The 14,576-nt window shown below is 67.3% G+C and carries 11 protein-coding genes and 2 tRNA genes; 11 read left to right on the top strand and 2 right to left on the bottom strand.

The features are described 5' to 3' along the window. Position 1: 1 nt before the first annotated feature. From metG to Q9R31_RS00330, 3 genes are all read left to right on the top strand, one after another. A complete protein-coding gene (gene metG / locus Q9R31_RS00340; RefSeq protein ID WP_311260798.1) occupies positions 2–1,558 on the top strand; it encodes a methionine--tRNA ligase in 1,557 nt (518 codons plus the stop codon). Between the two features lie 88 nt (positions 1,559–1,646). Continuing rightward, positions 1,647–2,699, top strand: coding sequence for a 3-isopropylmalate dehydrogenase (locus Q9R31_RS00335; RefSeq protein WP_311260797.1), 1,053 nt, complete (start codon positions 1,647–1,649; stop codon positions 2,697–2,699). A gap of 103 nt (positions 2,700–2,802) precedes the next feature. Further along, positions 2,803–3,915, top strand: coding sequence for a branched-chain amino acid aminotransferase (locus Q9R31_RS00330; RefSeq protein ID WP_311260796.1), 1,113 nt, complete (start codon positions 2,803–2,805; stop codon positions 3,913–3,915). 86 nt (positions 3,916–4,001) lie between these two features. Here the strand turns inward: Q9R31_RS00330 and Q9R31_RS00325 are convergent, their stop codons facing one another. Beyond that, positions 4,002–4,595, bottom strand: a complete 594-nt coding sequence (locus Q9R31_RS00325; protein WP_311260795.1) for a hypothetical protein — start codon at positions 4,593–4,595, stop codon at positions 4,002–4,004. A 134-nt stretch (positions 4,596–4,729) separates the two neighbouring features. Between Q9R31_RS00325 and Q9R31_RS00320 the strand changes: the two genes are divergently transcribed. The 4 genes from Q9R31_RS00320 (at position 4,730) to Q9R31_RS00305 (ending at position 8,688) form a co-directional block, all read left to right on the top strand. Then, the gene (locus Q9R31_RS00320; RefSeq protein ID WP_311260794.1) at positions 4,730–5,551 is read left to right on the top strand and encodes an MBL fold metallo-hydrolase; all 822 of its coding nucleotides are present in this window, start codon (positions 4,730–4,732) and stop codon (positions 5,549–5,551) included. A gap of 10 nt (positions 5,552–5,561) precedes the next feature. Next, positions 5,562–6,338, top strand: coding sequence for a fumarylacetoacetate hydrolase family protein (locus Q9R31_RS00315; RefSeq protein ID WP_311260793.1), 777 nt, complete (start codon positions 5,562–5,564; stop codon positions 6,336–6,338). Between the two features lie 92 nt (positions 6,339–6,430). After that, positions 6,431–7,945, top strand: a complete 1,515-nt coding sequence (gltX, locus tag Q9R31_RS00310; protein WP_311260792.1) for a glutamate--tRNA ligase — start codon at positions 6,431–6,433, stop codon at positions 7,943–7,945. Continuing rightward, a complete protein-coding gene (locus Q9R31_RS00305; protein WP_311260791.1) occupies positions 7,945–8,688 on the top strand; it encodes an HAD family hydrolase in 744 nt (247 codons plus the stop codon). The genes gltX and Q9R31_RS00305 overlap by 1 nt, the downstream gene beginning before the upstream one ends. A gap of 86 nt (positions 8,689–8,774) precedes the next feature. Here the strand turns inward: Q9R31_RS00305 and Q9R31_RS00300 are convergent, their stop codons facing one another. After that, positions 8,775–10,379: a hypothetical protein gene (locus tag Q9R31_RS00300; RefSeq protein WP_311260790.1), complete on the bottom strand. Its 1,605-nt coding sequence runs from the start codon at positions 10,377–10,379 to the stop codon at positions 8,775–8,777. 296 nt (positions 10,380–10,675) lie between these two features. Here Q9R31_RS00300 and Q9R31_RS00295 point away from each other — a divergent pair. The 4 genes from Q9R31_RS00295 to Q9R31_RS00280 all read left to right on the top strand — a co-directional run bounded on the left by Q9R31_RS00295 (position 10,676) and on the right by Q9R31_RS00280 (position 14,518). Continuing rightward, positions 10,676–10,747 (top strand) — tRNA-Gln (locus Q9R31_RS00295). A 127-nt stretch (positions 10,748–10,874) separates the two neighbouring features. Then, positions 10,875–10,950, top strand: a tRNA-Glu gene (locus tag Q9R31_RS00290). Positions 10,951–11,138: 188 nt separating this feature from the next. Next, complete coding sequence (locus tag Q9R31_RS00285) at positions 11,139–12,905, top strand: dynamin family protein (protein WP_311260789.1); 1,767 nt, start codon at positions 11,139–11,141, stop codon at positions 12,903–12,905. After that, positions 12,902–14,518, top strand: a complete 1,617-nt coding sequence (locus tag Q9R31_RS00280; RefSeq protein WP_311260788.1) for a GTPase — start codon at positions 12,902–12,904, stop codon at positions 14,516–14,518. The genes Q9R31_RS00285 and Q9R31_RS00280 overlap by 4 nt, the downstream gene beginning before the upstream one ends. The last annotated feature ends 58 nt before the right edge of the window (positions 14,519–14,576 follow it).

The following is a 14,576-nucleotide window of genomic DNA, read 5'->3' as shown; positions in this document are numbered from 1 at the left end:
CGTGACTGCACCAGCAAAAACGCCGTTCTACATCACCACGGCCATCACCTACCCCAACGGCGTGCCGCACATCGGCCATGCCTACGAGTACATAGCCACCGACGCCATGGCGCGCTTCAAGCGGCTGGACGGTTATGACGTGATGTTCCTGACCGGCACGGACGAGCACGGCATGAAGATTGCCCAAACCGCGGAGAAGGAAGGCATCACGCCGAAGGAACTGGTGGACCGGAACGCCGAGGTCTACAAAGCGGCCCACGCCGCACTGGGCATCAGCTACGACCGCTTCATCCGGACCACGGACGCTGACCACTACGCTGCGTCCCAGGCCATCTGGAAGAAGATGGAAGCCAACGGCGATATCTACCTCTCCAAGTACGAGGGCTGGTATTCAGTCCGCGACGAAGCGTTCTACGGCGAGGACGACACCGTAGTCAAGGACGACGGCGTGCGCTACTCGAAAGAGACGGACACCGAGGTGACGTGGACGGCGGAGGAGAGCTACTTCTTCCGGCTGTCCGCCTACCAGGACAAGCTGCTGGCGCTGTACGAGTCCCATCCCGAGTTCGGCGCCCCGCAGTACCGGTTCAACGAGGTCATCAGCTTCGTCAAGCGGGGCCTGGAGGACCTGTCCATCAGCCGCACCACCTTCGACTGGGGCGTTCCCGTTCCCCGCAATGACCAGCACGTCATGTATGTCTGGGTGGACGCCCTCACCAACTACCTCACCGGCGTGGGCTACCCGGACACCGAGTCGGAAACGTTCCGGAAGTACTGGCCAGCGGACGTCCACATCATCGGCAAGGACATCTCCCGGTTCCACGCCATCTACTGGCCGGCCTTCCTGATGAGCGCAGGGCTGGAGCTGCCCAAGCGGGTCATGATCCACGGGTTCCTGCACAACAACGGGGTCAAGATGTCCAAGTCCCTGGGCAATGTGGTGGCACCGGCAGACTTTGTGGCACGCTACGGCCTGGACCAGGTGCGGTTCTTCTTCCTGCGGGAAGTGCCGTTCGGGGCCGACGGCAGCTACAACCACGAGGCCATCGTGGGCCGCATGAACTCTGATCTGGCCAACAACTTCGGCAACCTGGCCCAGCGATCTCTGTCCATGGTGACCAAGAACTGCGGCGCGGCCGTGCCCGTTCCAGGGGAGTTCACTGCCGCGGACACCGCCATCCTGGCGCAGGCGAACGGGCTGCTCGAGGCTGCCCGCGCCGCCTTCGACAAGCAGGAGTTCAGCCGGGCGCTGGAGGCAATCTGGCACGTCCTGGGGGACACCAATGCCTACTTCGCCGAGCAGGCGCCCTGGATCCTGCGGAAGACCGACGTCGAACGCATGAACACCGTGCTGTACGTGACCCTGGAGGTGCTGCGGATCGTGGCCATCCTGGCCCAGCCGGTCATGCCCAACGCCACGGCCAAGCTCCTGGACGCCTTGGGCCAGCCCGAAGGCGAGGGACGCCAGTTCACGGCGATCGCCACCCCGATCGTCCCGGGAACCGCCCTTCCCGCCCCCACTCCCGTCTTCCCCAAGTTCGAGGAACCCGCGGAGTAGGACCATCACAAATCGCTGGAGGATGCGCTCGTGTCCAAAAGCTGAGACGTTTTGACCAGCATATGGATGTCTTGGCTACCCTGAAAACATGAGCGCATCCTCCATCGATCTTGCAGTAATTCCCGGCGACGGCATTGGCCCCGAGGTCATTGCCGAGGCCCTCAAAGTCCTGGAAAAGGCTGTTGCCGCGGAGGGCGTGGAGCTCAAGCCGACGCATTACGAACTCGGCGCCGAGCACTGGCTCCGCACCGGCGAGACCTTGCCGGACGAGGTCCTGGCTGACCTGAAGACGCGCGATGCCATCCTCTTCGGCGCCGTGGGTGCGGCACCCGGCGACACCCGGATCCCGTCCGGAATCATCGAACGTGAGCTGCTCCTCAAGCTCCGGTTCAGCCTGGACCACTACGTCAACCTGCGGCCTTCCCGGCTCTACGGCACCGTCGGCAGCCCCCTGGCCAACCCGGGCACCATCGACTTCATCGTGGTGCGCGAAGGTACCGAAGGCCCTTACGTCGGCAACGGCGGCACCCTGCGCGCAGGAACCCCGCACGAGGTTGCCACCGAGGTCTCGCTGAACACCGCCCACGGCGTGGAGCGCGTGGTCCGCGACGCCTTCCGCCGGGCAAGTGCAAGGGAGCGCAAGCACGTCACCCTGGTGCACAAGCACAACGTCCTGGTCTTCGCCGGACACCTGTGGAAGCGCACTGTCGAAGCCGTGGCCCAGGAATTCCCGGAGGTCACCCACGACTACCTGCACGTGGACGCCGCCACCATCTTCATGGTCACGGACCCGTCCCGTTTCGATGTCATCGTGACCGACAACCTCTTCGGCGACATCATCACCGACCTCGCCGCGGCCGTCACCGGCGGCATCGGCCTGGCCGCGTCCGGCAACATCAACATGGACCGCACCGCGCCGTCCATGTTCGAACCGGTCCACGGATCCGCACCGGACATCGCCGGCCAGGGCAAGGCAGACCCCACCGCGGCGATCCTCTCCGCAGCCCTCCTGCTGGACCACCTGGGCTACACCGACGCCGCCCGCAGGATCGAAGCCGCCGTGGTTGCCGACGTCGAAAAGCGCGACGGCACCGCACGCAGCACCAGCGCTGTGGGCGACGCCATCGCCGCAGGCCTCTAGCCCGCGCCGGGGCCGCCGGCATCGGGCGTAAGCTTGTCTCGAATCACCAAATGCCGCCTCGCCGTTCAGCGCTGAACCCCGGGCGGCCGATCGTGGAGGAACCATGACCCAGACCGCCCATGGCGTTGAATTCACCCGGCAGCCCTCGGCCAACCCGAAGTCTGCCGAAGAGCGTGCAGCCATCCTGGCGAACCCGGGATTCGGCAACTACTTCACCGACCACACCGCCATCGTCGACTACAGCGTGGACGCGGACGGCAACGGCGGCTGGCACGATGCACGGATCGAACCCTACGGTCCGATCGTCCTGGACCCTTCGGCTGCCGTCTTCCACTACGGCCAGGAGATCTTCGAAGGCCTCAAGGCCTACCGCCACGCGGACGGCTCCGTCTGGACCTTCCGGCCCGAGGCCAACGCGGCGCGCCTGAACAAGTCCGCCCGCCGCCTGGCCCTTCCGGAACTGCCGGCGGAGTACTTCCTGGGCGCCATCCGCGAACTCGTGGCAGCGGACAAGGAATGGGTTCCCTCCGGCGACGGCGAAGCCCTGTACCTGCGGCCGTTCATGATTGCCACCGAGGCATTCCTTGGCGTCCGTGCCGCCCGCGAGGTGTCCTTCCGCGTGATCGCCTCGCCCGCCGGCAACTACTTCGGCGGCGAGCTCAAGCCCGTCTCCATCTGGATCTCACGGCAGTATGCCCGCGCCGGCCGCGGCGGCACCGGCGACGCCAAGTGCGGCGGCAACTATGCTGCCTCGCTGATCGCGCAGCAGGAGGCCGAGGCCAACGGGTGCAAGCAGGTCCTGTTCCTGGACCAGGCCAATGACAACGCCGTCGAGGAACTGGGCGGCATGAACGTCTTCTTCGTGATGAAGGACGGCTCGCTGGCCACCCCCGCGCTGACCGGCACCATCCTCGAAGGCGTCACCAGGATGTCCGTGATCCAGGTGGCCAAGGACATGGGCCGCGAGGTGTCCGAGCGCAAGATCACCCTTGACGAATGGCGCGACGGCGTTGCCTCCGGGGACATCGCCGAGGTCTTCGCCTGCGGCACGGCAGCCGTCATCACCCCCATCGGAGTCCTCAAGGACGCCACCGAATTCATCGGTTCCGAGGACGCCAAGGCGGGGGAGACCACCATGGCCATCCGCGAAAGGCTCCTGGGCATCCAGACCGGAGCGGAACCGGACACCCACGGCTGGCTGACCCGCCTGGCGTAGCCCGGCTTTTCTCTTAACGTACGACGGCGCCTGCCGGACTGGGGTCCGGCAGGCGCCGTTCTGCGTTCCGGCCAAGGACGACAGGGTCAGCGGCGCGCTGCTTTCCGGGCGGCGTTTTTCATGGCTTTGCGGGAAACAGGCTTGAGCGCCTTCCTTGCCGCTTCCTCGGCCAAGGCCCGGTTCCGGCGGGCATCGATGATGTCGTTCCAGAGGGTGGTGGCAAAGACGCCGCCATCCTGGGCATAGACGTCGTAGGGGTAGCCGGCGAAAACGGAAGGCATGGCGCCGCCCGTGAACGGGTCCTTGCCGTTTGCCTTCGCCACGGCGTCGCCCAGGGCCCAGGTGCGGGTCAGGTGGCGGGTAAGGTTCTCCTGCACGAAGACGCCGGCGTCAGTAGCGCCGGCGGCCCGCTCCAGCAGCGTTTCCAGATCCGAGGCCAGCAGTGCGGCGCCGGCCTGGTCTGCCGGCGCGGAGGCGGCAGCAAGTTCCGCGCCGGCGCCGTTGACCGCATCAACCCAGTCAGTGGTTTCGCGGAACTTCTTCCACGTGGGAAACCAGGTGATGCCGCCCGTCGCGTGGTTGTGGACATGCAGGAGGCCGGTGGCTTTCTCCGTTGCGGAATGGTCGTGGCCGTCCGCGTCCGCTTGGGCGAGAAGGTCTGCGAGTGTGGGGATGCTCATTGGGGCTGTGTCCGGCTTCCTGTGGAGGTCGTGTGGTTGTCACTGGTGCCAACCCTGGCCTGCCACAGTTCTATTCCTGCAGCACATCCCGCCGGAGCTGGGGAAGGAACGGCCCCGGATGCAAGGATGGGTCGGTGACCACAGTTTCCGGCCCCCGCCTGCAGCGCAGCTCCGGGCTCACACAATTCATCCTGGCTCCCAACCCCGGCCCCATGAGTTTGGACGGCACCAACTCCTATCTCCTGCGTGCCCCCGGCCATTCGTCCGTGGTGGTTGTCGACCCGGGTCCCCGGGACGAATCGCACCTCAACGCACTGGCCGGTGCCGGCGTCGTCGAACTGATCCTGGTGACCCACCGGCACCCGGACCATACGGCAGGTTCTGCCCGCCTGCACGAACTTACGGGCGCACCGGTCCGCGCCGTGGATCCCAACCACTGCCACGGCGGGGGTGAGCCGCTGGTCCACGGGGAGGGTATCCGGGCTGCCGGGCTGGACATCGTTGTCCTGGCCACGCCGGGCCACACCTCCGACTCCGTCTGTTTCCATGTGCCGGCGGACGGGCACCATGGATCGGTGCTGACGGGCGACACTGTCCTTGGCCGGGGCACCACCGTCCTGGACTATCCGGACGGCACGCTGGGCGACTACCTTGCGTCCCTGGACCGCCTCGAGGCCTTGGGGCCGGCAACCGTCCTCCCGGCCCACGGCCCGGTCCTGCCTTCCCTTGAAGCCATCGCCCGGGACTACCGGACGCACCGGGAAGAACGGCTGGCGCAGATCCGTGCCGCACTGGACCGGCTGGGCCAGGACGCAGCCGTGGGGGAGGTGGCCGACGCTGTCTATTCCGACGTCGGCCCTTCCGTCCGGCGTGCGGCCGAGCTCTCCGTGGCAGCCCAACTGTCATACCTGCGCGGCGGCGGCAGCGCGGGCCGGCCGGCTCCGGCGAAACGGTAGGGTAGGAGCCATGCGTATTGCCAGGTTTGTCGTCGATTCTGATCCCATGTACGGCGTTGTGGAAGGTGCACCGGGCAGTGAGGAAATCACTGTCATCCACGGCGACCCCTTCTTCAACGGCGTGGAGCGCACCTCCGTGCGCCACAAGCTGGAGGACGTCCGGCTGCTGGCGCCCATCATCCCGCGGAGCAAGGTGATCGGCGTAGGCCGGAACTTCGTGGAGCACGCCCATGAGCTCGGCAACGAGGTACCCGCCCAGCCGCTGCTGTTCCTGAAGCCCAACACCGCCGTCGTGGGCCCCAATGACCCGGTAGTGCTGCCGGAATTCTCGGAAGAGGTCTCCTTCGAAGCTGAACTGTGCGTAGTGATCGGCCGGATCTGCAAGGACGTGCCCGAAGAGCGGGTGGACGACGTCATTTTCGGTTACACCTGCGGCAACGACCTCACGGCCCGCGATGTCCAGAAAACGGACCTGCAGTGGACCCGGGCCAAGGGCTTCGACACCTCCGCCCCGCTGGGGCCCTGGATCGAGACCGACCTGGACACGGAGGACCTTCAGATCCAGGGCAGGCTCAACGGTGAGGTGCGCCAGGACGGCAGCACCAGCCAGATGATCCGCGGCGTGCGCGAACTGGTCTCGGTGGTGTCGCAGGCGTTTACCCTGCTGCCGGGCGATGTGATCATGACCGGCACGCCCGCCGGCGTGGGCCTGGTCAAGGAGGGCGACCGCTTCGAGGTGGAAATCGAGGGCATCGGCCGGCTGTCCAACCCCATCGTCCGCCGCTAGGCCTCTTCCGCCGCTGGGCCGGTCCCGCCGCTGCACGCCTGCCCGGACGCCGGAAGGCCGGACCCGGCCAGGCGGGTAAAGTTGAAGCCACTATGACTATCGCTTCTTCGTCACCCGCCGCAGCCATCCCGCCCGTTACCGCCGAGACGCCCGTCCGGGTCCGTTTCTGCCCCTCGCCCACGGGTACCCCGCACGTTGGACTGATCCGGACGGCCCTGTTCAACTGGGCCTACGCCCGCCACACCAAGGGCACGCTGGTCTTCCGCATCGAGGACACGGATGCGGCGCGGGACAGCGAGGAAAGCTACCACCAGCTTCTGGATGCGCTGAAGTGGCTGGGCATCGACTGGGACGAGGGCGTGGAGGTGGGTGGCCCGCACGAGCCGTACCGGCAGTCCCAGCGAGGCGATATTTACCAGGACGTCATCAAGCGGCTGCATGACGGCGGGTTCATCTACGAGTCCTTCTCCACCCCGGAGGAGATCGAGGCACGCCACCGTGCGGCCGGCCGGGACCCGAAGCTTGGCTACGACGGCTTTGACCGGCACCTGACAGAGGAGCAGCTGGCACAATACCGGGCAGAGGGCCGGCAGGCCGTCCTCCGCCTGCGCATGCCGGACGAGGACATCACGTTTACGGACCTGGTCCGCGGCGACATCACGTTCAAGGCCGGTTCCGTCCCCGACTTCGCCGTGGTGCGGGCGAACGGCGCGCCCTTGTACACGCTGGTCAACCCGGTGGACGATGCCCTGATGGGCATCACGCACGTGCTGCGCGGCGAGGACCTGCTCAGCTCCACGCCGCGCCAGATTGCGCTGTACCGGGCGCTGTATGCCATCGGCGTTGCCGAGTACATGCCGGAGTTCGGCCACCTGCCCTACGTCATGGGCCAGGGCAACAAGAAGCTTTCCAAGCGCGACCCCGAGTCAAGCCTGTTCCTCCACCGCGAGCGGGGCTTCATCCCCGAAGGGCTGCTCAACTACCTGTCCCTGCTGGGCTGGTCCCTCAGCGCGGACGAGGACATCTTCACCGTTGAGCAGCTCGTGGAGCACTTCGATATCCACGACGTCCTGGGCAACCCCGCCCGCTTCGACCTGAAGAAGGCCGAGGCCATCAACGGCACGCACGTCCGGATGCTTGACCCCAAGGTGTTCCGTGACCGGGTTGCGCACTACCTGCGCGAGGCCGGCCTGGTGGGGGAGATCCTGACCGACCGGGAGGAAGAGATCCTCACCGAGGCCGCGCCCCTGATCCAGGAGCGCATCACGCTCCTGGGCGAAGCCCCGGACATGCTGGCGTTCCTGTTCAAGCCCGATGACGCCATCGACATCGCCGACGACGCGCGCAAGGGCCTTCCCGCCAACCTTCCCGAGGTCCTTGATGCCGCCATCGCCGCCCTGGAACCGGTGGCCGACTGGACGGCGGAAAACATCCAGGCTGCACTCAAGCAGGCCCTGGTCGAGGCCATGGGCATCAAGCCGCGGCTGGCCTTCGGTCCAGTGCGCACGGCTGTTTCCGGCCGCCGCGTTTCGCCGCCGCTGTTTGAATCCATGGTGATCCTGGGTAAGGAGTCCTCCCTGCGCCGGCTCCGCGCCTTCCGCGGCTGATGACCGCGCCCAGCGAAGCGGCACGCGCCGGCATATTGAAAACACCTTTCGGTACTGTCCGGGGCGTCCTGTTCGACATTGACGACACCCTGGTGGACCTCGAATATTCGATGACCACCGCACTTCGTGAAGTCAGCGAACACCTCCTGCCAGGACTGGACCAGGCCGGGTGGGAGCGGTTCGGGCGCATCTTCACCCACGAAACCACCCACTTCTACGACCGCTACCTGGCCGGTGAGCTGACGTTCAACGAGCAACGCCTGCTCCGCGGGCGGGCGGCACTGGGCCACTTCGGCGTTGAGTTGGCTGATGGCGAGGAATCGCACCGGTGGCTGGCGGCCTATATGGAGAAGCAGCCCGCGTACGTGAAGCCGTTCCCCGATGTGCTGCCCCTCCTGGACGTCCTGGACAGCGCGGGCGTCCCTTACGGGGCAGTCAGCAACAACGTCCATGACTATCAGCGCGCCAAGCTCGACGGGGCCGGGTTGGAGCGGATCACGCACTTGGTGGGCACGGACACGCTTGGCGTGGCCAAGCCCAACCCGGCCATATACCTTGAGGGCGTCAGGCTCCTTGGCACGCCCCCCGGCGAAACGCTGTACGTGGGCGACAATCGGCTGCTGGACGCGGAGGGCTCGACGGCGGCAGGGCTGGTGGGTGTATGGCTCAACCGCATGGGTGAGGTTGTGGAAGGCTTCGAGGGCAGCATGGTGGCTTCCTTGGAGGAACTGCTGGTGGCATAGCTGGGCCAGCTGCTGACATTGACGTTGCCCGCCGGGGCCGCGGCCTGGTTTGATGGGCCGCGGCCCCGGCGTTTTTGCTTCCGCCGTCAGGCGGTCCGCAGCCCCACGGCACGCCGGCGCAGGAGCAGGTAGGCCGCGACGGCGCCGGCCACCAGGAGACCGATCAGCAGCAGCGCGATGACAGGGTTGTCCAGCCAGGACGACGGCGACACGGCGGCCACCTTCGTGTGCAGCTCCTGGGTGCCGGCAGCGATTCTTGCGTTGCCGTCCGCAAGCTTGCCTGCGCCCTCGGCCAGTTTGCCCGAGCCGTCGTCCAGCTTGCCGTTGCCTTCAGCCAGTTGGCCGGTTCCTTCGGCGAGCCGGGCAGATCCCGACTCCAGCTGGCCCGTTCCACTGCTGAGTTTGACGGTGCCGTCGGAGAGGGCTTCCGTTCCCGCGAGCAGTCCCGGGTTTTCGGGATCGCCGCTGCCGTTGATTCCCGCGCTGAGCCTGGTGGTGCCGTCCTGGAGGTTGTTGGCGGCGTAGATGAGGCCGGGACGCTCCGGGTCGCCCGGGACACCGTCCATTCCCACCCGGATTTTCGCGGTGCCTTCGGCCAGCATCGACGTGCCCAGGACCACGCCGGGGTTCTGCGGGTCCGTCGCATTGAGCTTTTCCGCCAGGAGGGCGAATCCTGCCGTCAACCGTCCGGCGCCGTCGTTTAACTCGCCGGCTCCCGTGTTCAGCTTGGCGGTTCCGGCCTTCAGCTGCCCGGCGCCGTCGTTCAGGGCTCCGGCCCCGTCATTCACTTTTGTCGCGCCGGCATCGAGCTGGACTGCGCCTGCATAGGCCCTCCGGCCGCCGTCGGCCAGTTTGGCAATCTGGTCCCTGATGACCGCAAGGGGCACCAGACCCTGGGGTCCGTTCGCGGCCGCTTCGAGCTGGTCCAGTCCCTGGCTGAGCGCGGCGAGCCCGTCGCCTTTTGCGGGGTCGTTGCCGGCGCCGGGGTAACCCCTCAGCTGGCTTGCCCCGGCTGCAAGCTGGCCGGCGCCGTTCTTCAGTGCTGCCGTCCCGTTGCTGAGGTTGGTGGCACCGGCATCCAGTTGCCCGGCACCGGCAGCCAGTTGGCCCGTGCCTGCAGCCAACTGGCCTGCGCCGTCGGCAAGGTTGTTGGGTGCGTTTCCAGACGCGGTCGGGGTGAGGGCCAAGGAAAGGGCGACGGCGCCGGACTGCAGCTTACGTGCGCCGTCGTCCACCTGGTACACGCCCGGGACGAGTTTGTTCAGGACGTCATTCTGCAGCTTGGTGGTACCCGCATGCAGCTTGTCCACCCCCGGCGCCAACTGGTCGCGGACTCCGGAGAAGATCCTTCCGGCTCCCGACTGCAGGGCCGCGGCTCCGGCATTCAATTCGCTGCTGCCGTCCTTGATTTTGATCGAGCCGTCCTTCACCTGCGCCGAACCCTTGTTCGCGGCCCCGGCTCCCGCGGCCAGCTGGCCCGAACCGTCTTTGAGTTGGCTGGCTCCTGCGGCGGCTTGCTCCGCTCCGTCCATCAGCTGGGCGGCACCGTTGGAGATCTGGCCCGTGAGGTAGGTGTAGAAGGCCAGGAACAGCACCAGCAGCAGGGACAGGGCGATGATGGCGATGGGCTGGGAGCGGGGTTTGGGCCTGGCTGTTGCGATGGTTTGGGTGCGGGTTGTCAACGCTGACACTTCCTAACTGTCCGCCGGACGACGCTGCCCGGTGGCGTAAACCGTGGTTGCATGGCGTTCCCGTTCCTCGTGGGTGCCCGGAGAACGGAAGGGGAGGTTGTTACTGATGGGTAACTTACTCGAGGGTAACCATATGATTGGAGCGCGGGCAAGGGTTTGGACGGGAAGTGCTTGCGGCCCCTGGCGCCCGGGTCGATCCCGATTTGTGCGAGCCGAAAGTCTCGGGTAAAGTAATTTCTCGTGCTGAGGCGCACGGAGCAGGGAAAACCCCCTGAAAACCGGCCCGAAAGTGCCATTGGGATATGGTGTAATTGGCAACACTACGGTTTCTGGTACCGTCATTCTAGGTTCGAGTCCTGGTATCCCAGCTCTGGTTTGAAGGCTGATTCCAGCCGCAAAACAGAAGGTTTCACTCGGTTCGCCGATTTGAAACCACAGCGAAGTGTATGAAATACTCACTGAGCTTGAGCAGCGGGAACGCTGCCGAAAGTACTTGGCCCCATCGTATAGCGGCCTAGTACGCCGCCCTCTCACGGCGGTAACGCGGGTTCGAATCCCGCTGGGGTCACCATCGAAATGGTCCCGGGCAGCAGCCCGGGGCCATTTTTGTTTTTTGGCCGCGGGTCCTGGGCTTTCCCCCGCAATCGGACAAAACCCCTCATCATTGCGCGGGGAGTTGTCCTTTTGCGGGGGAGCGTCCTGCAGTGGGCGGCGCGCCGCGACGGCTCCGAGCCGACACTGAACTGGCATGATGTTGCTGTGACCTCCCATGACGAGCACGGCCGCCCCGCCCAGCCGGTGCCGCACGCGATGGCGGCGGTTACCCTGCTGGAAGAGATCCGCAGCGGCCTGGACGACGTGGCGCTGCCGCTTGCCCTGCCGGGCGCAGACCAGGCACGCCGCGAAACGTCAGCCGCAAGAGCCCAGCTGGACGACTACATCCTTCCGCGGTACCGGAGCCTGGACGCCCCCTTGCTTGCCGTCGTCGGAGGTTCCACGGGCGCCGGCAAATCAACCCTGGTGAACGGGCTGGTGGGGCACCCCGTCACGCGTGCCGGCGCCATTCGCCCCACTACCCGGCAACCCATCCTCCTGCACAACCCCGCGGAGAGGACCTGGTTCGAAGGTCAGCGGGTCCTGCCCGGGCTGAGCCGGATCCGCGGCACCCTCGCCGGCAGCCCGGTGCCAGGCGGCGCCATGCCGGAGACGCGCGAGGCCTCTTCGCTGGTGCTGCTGGCCGATCCGGCGGTGCCGGCCGGCATCGCGCTCCTGGACGCCCCGGACGTCGACTCCATTTCAGACCAGAACCGCCTGCTCGCCGGGCAACTGCTGGCCGCCGCGGACCTGTGGGTGTTTGTCACCACAGCCAACCGGTACGCGGACGCCGTGCCCTGGAAACTCCTGCTGGACGCGGCGGCCCGGGACATTACGGTGGCAGTGGTGCTGGACCGGGTGCCGCCGGGCGCCGAAGCGGAGGTGAGCCAGGACCTGCGGGGCCTGCTCGACCGCGAGGGCCTGGCCGGGAGCCGCCTGTTCATCATCGCCGAGACGGTCCTGGATCCGCATGGCATGCTTCCAGCCGCGGCTGTCACTGAGCTGCGGAACTGGCTGGGTTCGCTGGCCGCTGATGCTGCCGGCCGGGCCGACGTCGCACGCCGGACCCTGAACGGGACTGTCCGTGCCTTGGCCCTCCGTATTCCGGACATCGCCGGCGCCGTCCGTGAGCAGGATCTGGCCGCCTCACGCCTCGAGGCCGACGCTGTGGCGGCCTACGGGGACGCTGTCACCCGGATCCTTGAGGCCACCCGCGATGGAGCACTCCTGCGGGGCGAAGTGCTGGCCCGGTGGCAGGATTTTGTTGGCACCGGCGAATTCTTCCGCGCACTTGAGCAGAATGTGGGCCGGTTCCGGGACCGGCTGGGGGCCTTTTTCCGCGGTGAACCGGCGCCCGCGGTCCGGGTTGAGGCTGCCATCGAAACCGGCCTTCAGGCGGTCATTGTGGACGAGGCAGCCAACGCGGCGGAGGACACCGACCAGCGGTGGCGGTCAGACCCTGCCGGCCGGCAGCTGCTGGGTCCGGACGACCTGTCCGGGACGGCGCCCGGGTTCGCCGAACGGGCAGCAGCGGAAATCCGGGCCTGGCAGGAAGCCCTCATGGAGCTGATCCGCACCGAAGGCCAGGGAAGGCGGACCCAGGCGCGGTGGTTGTCCTTTGGCATCAACGGCCTCGGCGCAGCGCTGATGATCGTGGTGTTCTCCATGACCGCGGGCCTGACCGGTCTGGAGATTGGTGTTGCGGGCGGCACCGCCGTCGTGGGCCAGCGCCTGCTGGAGGCGGTGTTTGGCGAGGACGCGGTGCGGCGCATGGCCGACAAGGCCCGTGAAGACCTTGCCGCGCGCTGCAAGAACCTGCTGGCGGACGAACAACAGAAGTTCCTGCAGCGACTGCCGGAAGGAAATCCTGCCCTTGCGCAACGTCTTGCTGCCCAGGCCGGCGAGCTGGCCCGGCTGGTGGAGAGCGCGTGAGCCGCCACAGCGGGGCGCGGGAGTCCTCCCGGCTGGATGCCCGGCTCCAGGCGCTCCAGGACGCCCGGGAACTGGGGGAGGGGGTCCTGCCGGACCAGGCACTGCAGGAAGCGTTCGACGTCCTGGAACGCGCAAGTTCCCGCCGCTCGTTGTCCGGTGACCACACGGTGGTGGGATTTTTCGGGGCAACGGGCAGCGGCAAGTCCTCCCTCTTCAACGCCGTCAGCGGAGCGGAGATCGCGACGGCGGCGGCCCGCCGTCCGACGACATCGGAACCTCTTGCAGGTGTTTGGGGAGCAGCGGGCAGCGAAGCGCTCCTTGACTGGCTGGAGGTGGGAAACCGGCACCACGCCACGCCGGTGGACGGCTTCGCCGATGAACAGACGGGGCTGATCCTGCTCGATCTGCCTGACTTCGACTCCACCCATGCCGCCAACCGCGAAATTGTGCAGCGGATGGTGGGCATGGTGGACGTCCTGGTGTGGGTGCTCGACCCGCAAAAGTATGCCGACGCGGCCGTCCACAACGGGTTCCTGGCGCCGCTCGCCTCGCACGGGGCGGTCACGCTCGTGGTGCTGAACCAGGTGGACAGGCTGCCCGAACGCGACGTGCAGCCGGTGCTCGACTCGCTGCACGCAATCCTGGCAGGTGAAGGGCTCGGGCAGGTGCGGGTCCTCCCGTCATCGGCAGTGACGGGCGCGGGGATTGGGGAAGTGCGTGCCGCGATCCGGAAGGTGGCTGTCCAGCGGCAGGCCCAGTCACGGCGGTTGGAGGCCGACATCACCAAGGCCGCCGAGGACCTGCGGCACGCGTCCGGTGACGGTGACGCCGCAGGGGTACGGCCGGCCGCCAGGACCCGGCTGTCGGACGAACTGGCCGTGGCAGCGAACGTGCCTGCCGTAGTGCGGGCCGTCGGGCAGTCCTACCGGCTGGAATCGGTCCGGCGCACCGGCTGGCCCGTGACCCGCTGGCTCTCCAGGTTCCGCGCAGACCCGCTGCGCAGGCTCAATCTCCGCAGGGATTCTCCTGCCGGGCTGAACAGGACATCGCTGCCCCCCGCGGGCGCGCCGGAACGGGCCCGGACGGACGCTGCCGTCAGGGAGTTCGCGGACTCGGCCAGCGACGGAGCGCCGGGCCCCTGGCGGGCAGCGATCAGGGGAACTGCCAGGGCGGGCAGGGAACGGCTGCCCGATGCGCTGGACCAGGCCATCGCCGGGACAGACCTGGGAGCCAACCGCAAGGCGTGGTGGTGGGGTGCATTCAACGTAGTGCAGTGGCTGGCGCTGCTGACCGTGCTGGGCGGCCTGGGCTGGCTGGGCGTCCTGGCCGGACTGGCGTACCTGCAGCTGCCGGTGCCCGGGGTGCCACGCGTGGAAGGCTGGCCGGTACCCACCCTGATGATCGTCTTCGGCCTCGTGCTGGGGATTTTCCTGGCCATCACCGGCCGTTTTATTGCCGCGGGCGCCGCCAGGGCGCGGGCTGCAAAGGCACGACGGCGGCTGAACAGTGCCGTTGCAGCCGCGGCGCAGGAGCTGGTGGTGGCACCAGTGGAGGAGGAGGTAGCCAGGCTGGCGGCCTTCAACAAGGCGCTGAAGAAAGCACGGCGGCCCTAGGGCTGACGCCTGCTGGATCGACCTGGCCGGCGCGCATCGACCTGGCCGGCGCGCATCG

The sequence above is a fragment of the Pseudarthrobacter sp. BRE9 genome (assembly GCF_031844305.1).
In the GTDB taxonomy this organism is placed as follows: domain Bacteria; phylum Actinomycetota; class Actinomycetes; order Actinomycetales; family Micrococcaceae; genus Arthrobacter.
This window is presented reverse-complemented; position numbering and strand designations above follow the sequence as displayed.

Excerpts from the sequence above, each read along its gene's own strand:
- Q9R31_RS00325 (WP_311260795.1), bottom strand. The coding sequence starts at position 4,595 with ATGAGCATCCCCACACTCGCAGACCTTCTCGCCCAAGCGGACGCGGAC.
- Q9R31_RS00305 (WP_311260791.1), top strand. The coding sequence starts at position 7,945 with ATGACCGCGCCCAGCGAAGCGGCACGCGCCGGCATATTGAAAACACCT.
- Q9R31_RS00335 (WP_311260797.1), top strand. The coding sequence starts at position 1,647 with ATGAGCGCATCCTCCATCGATCTTGCAGTAATTCCCGGCGACGGCATT.
- Q9R31_RS00330 (WP_311260796.1), top strand. The coding sequence starts at position 2,803 with ATGACCCAGACCGCCCATGGCGTTGAATTCACCCGGCAGCCCTCGGCC.
- Q9R31_RS00315 (WP_311260793.1), top strand. The coding sequence starts at position 5,562 with ATGCGTATTGCCAGGTTTGTCGTCGATTCTGATCCCATGTACGGCGTT.
- gltX (WP_311260792.1), top strand. The coding sequence starts at position 6,431 with ATGACTATCGCTTCTTCGTCACCCGCCGCAGCCATCCCGCCCGTTACC.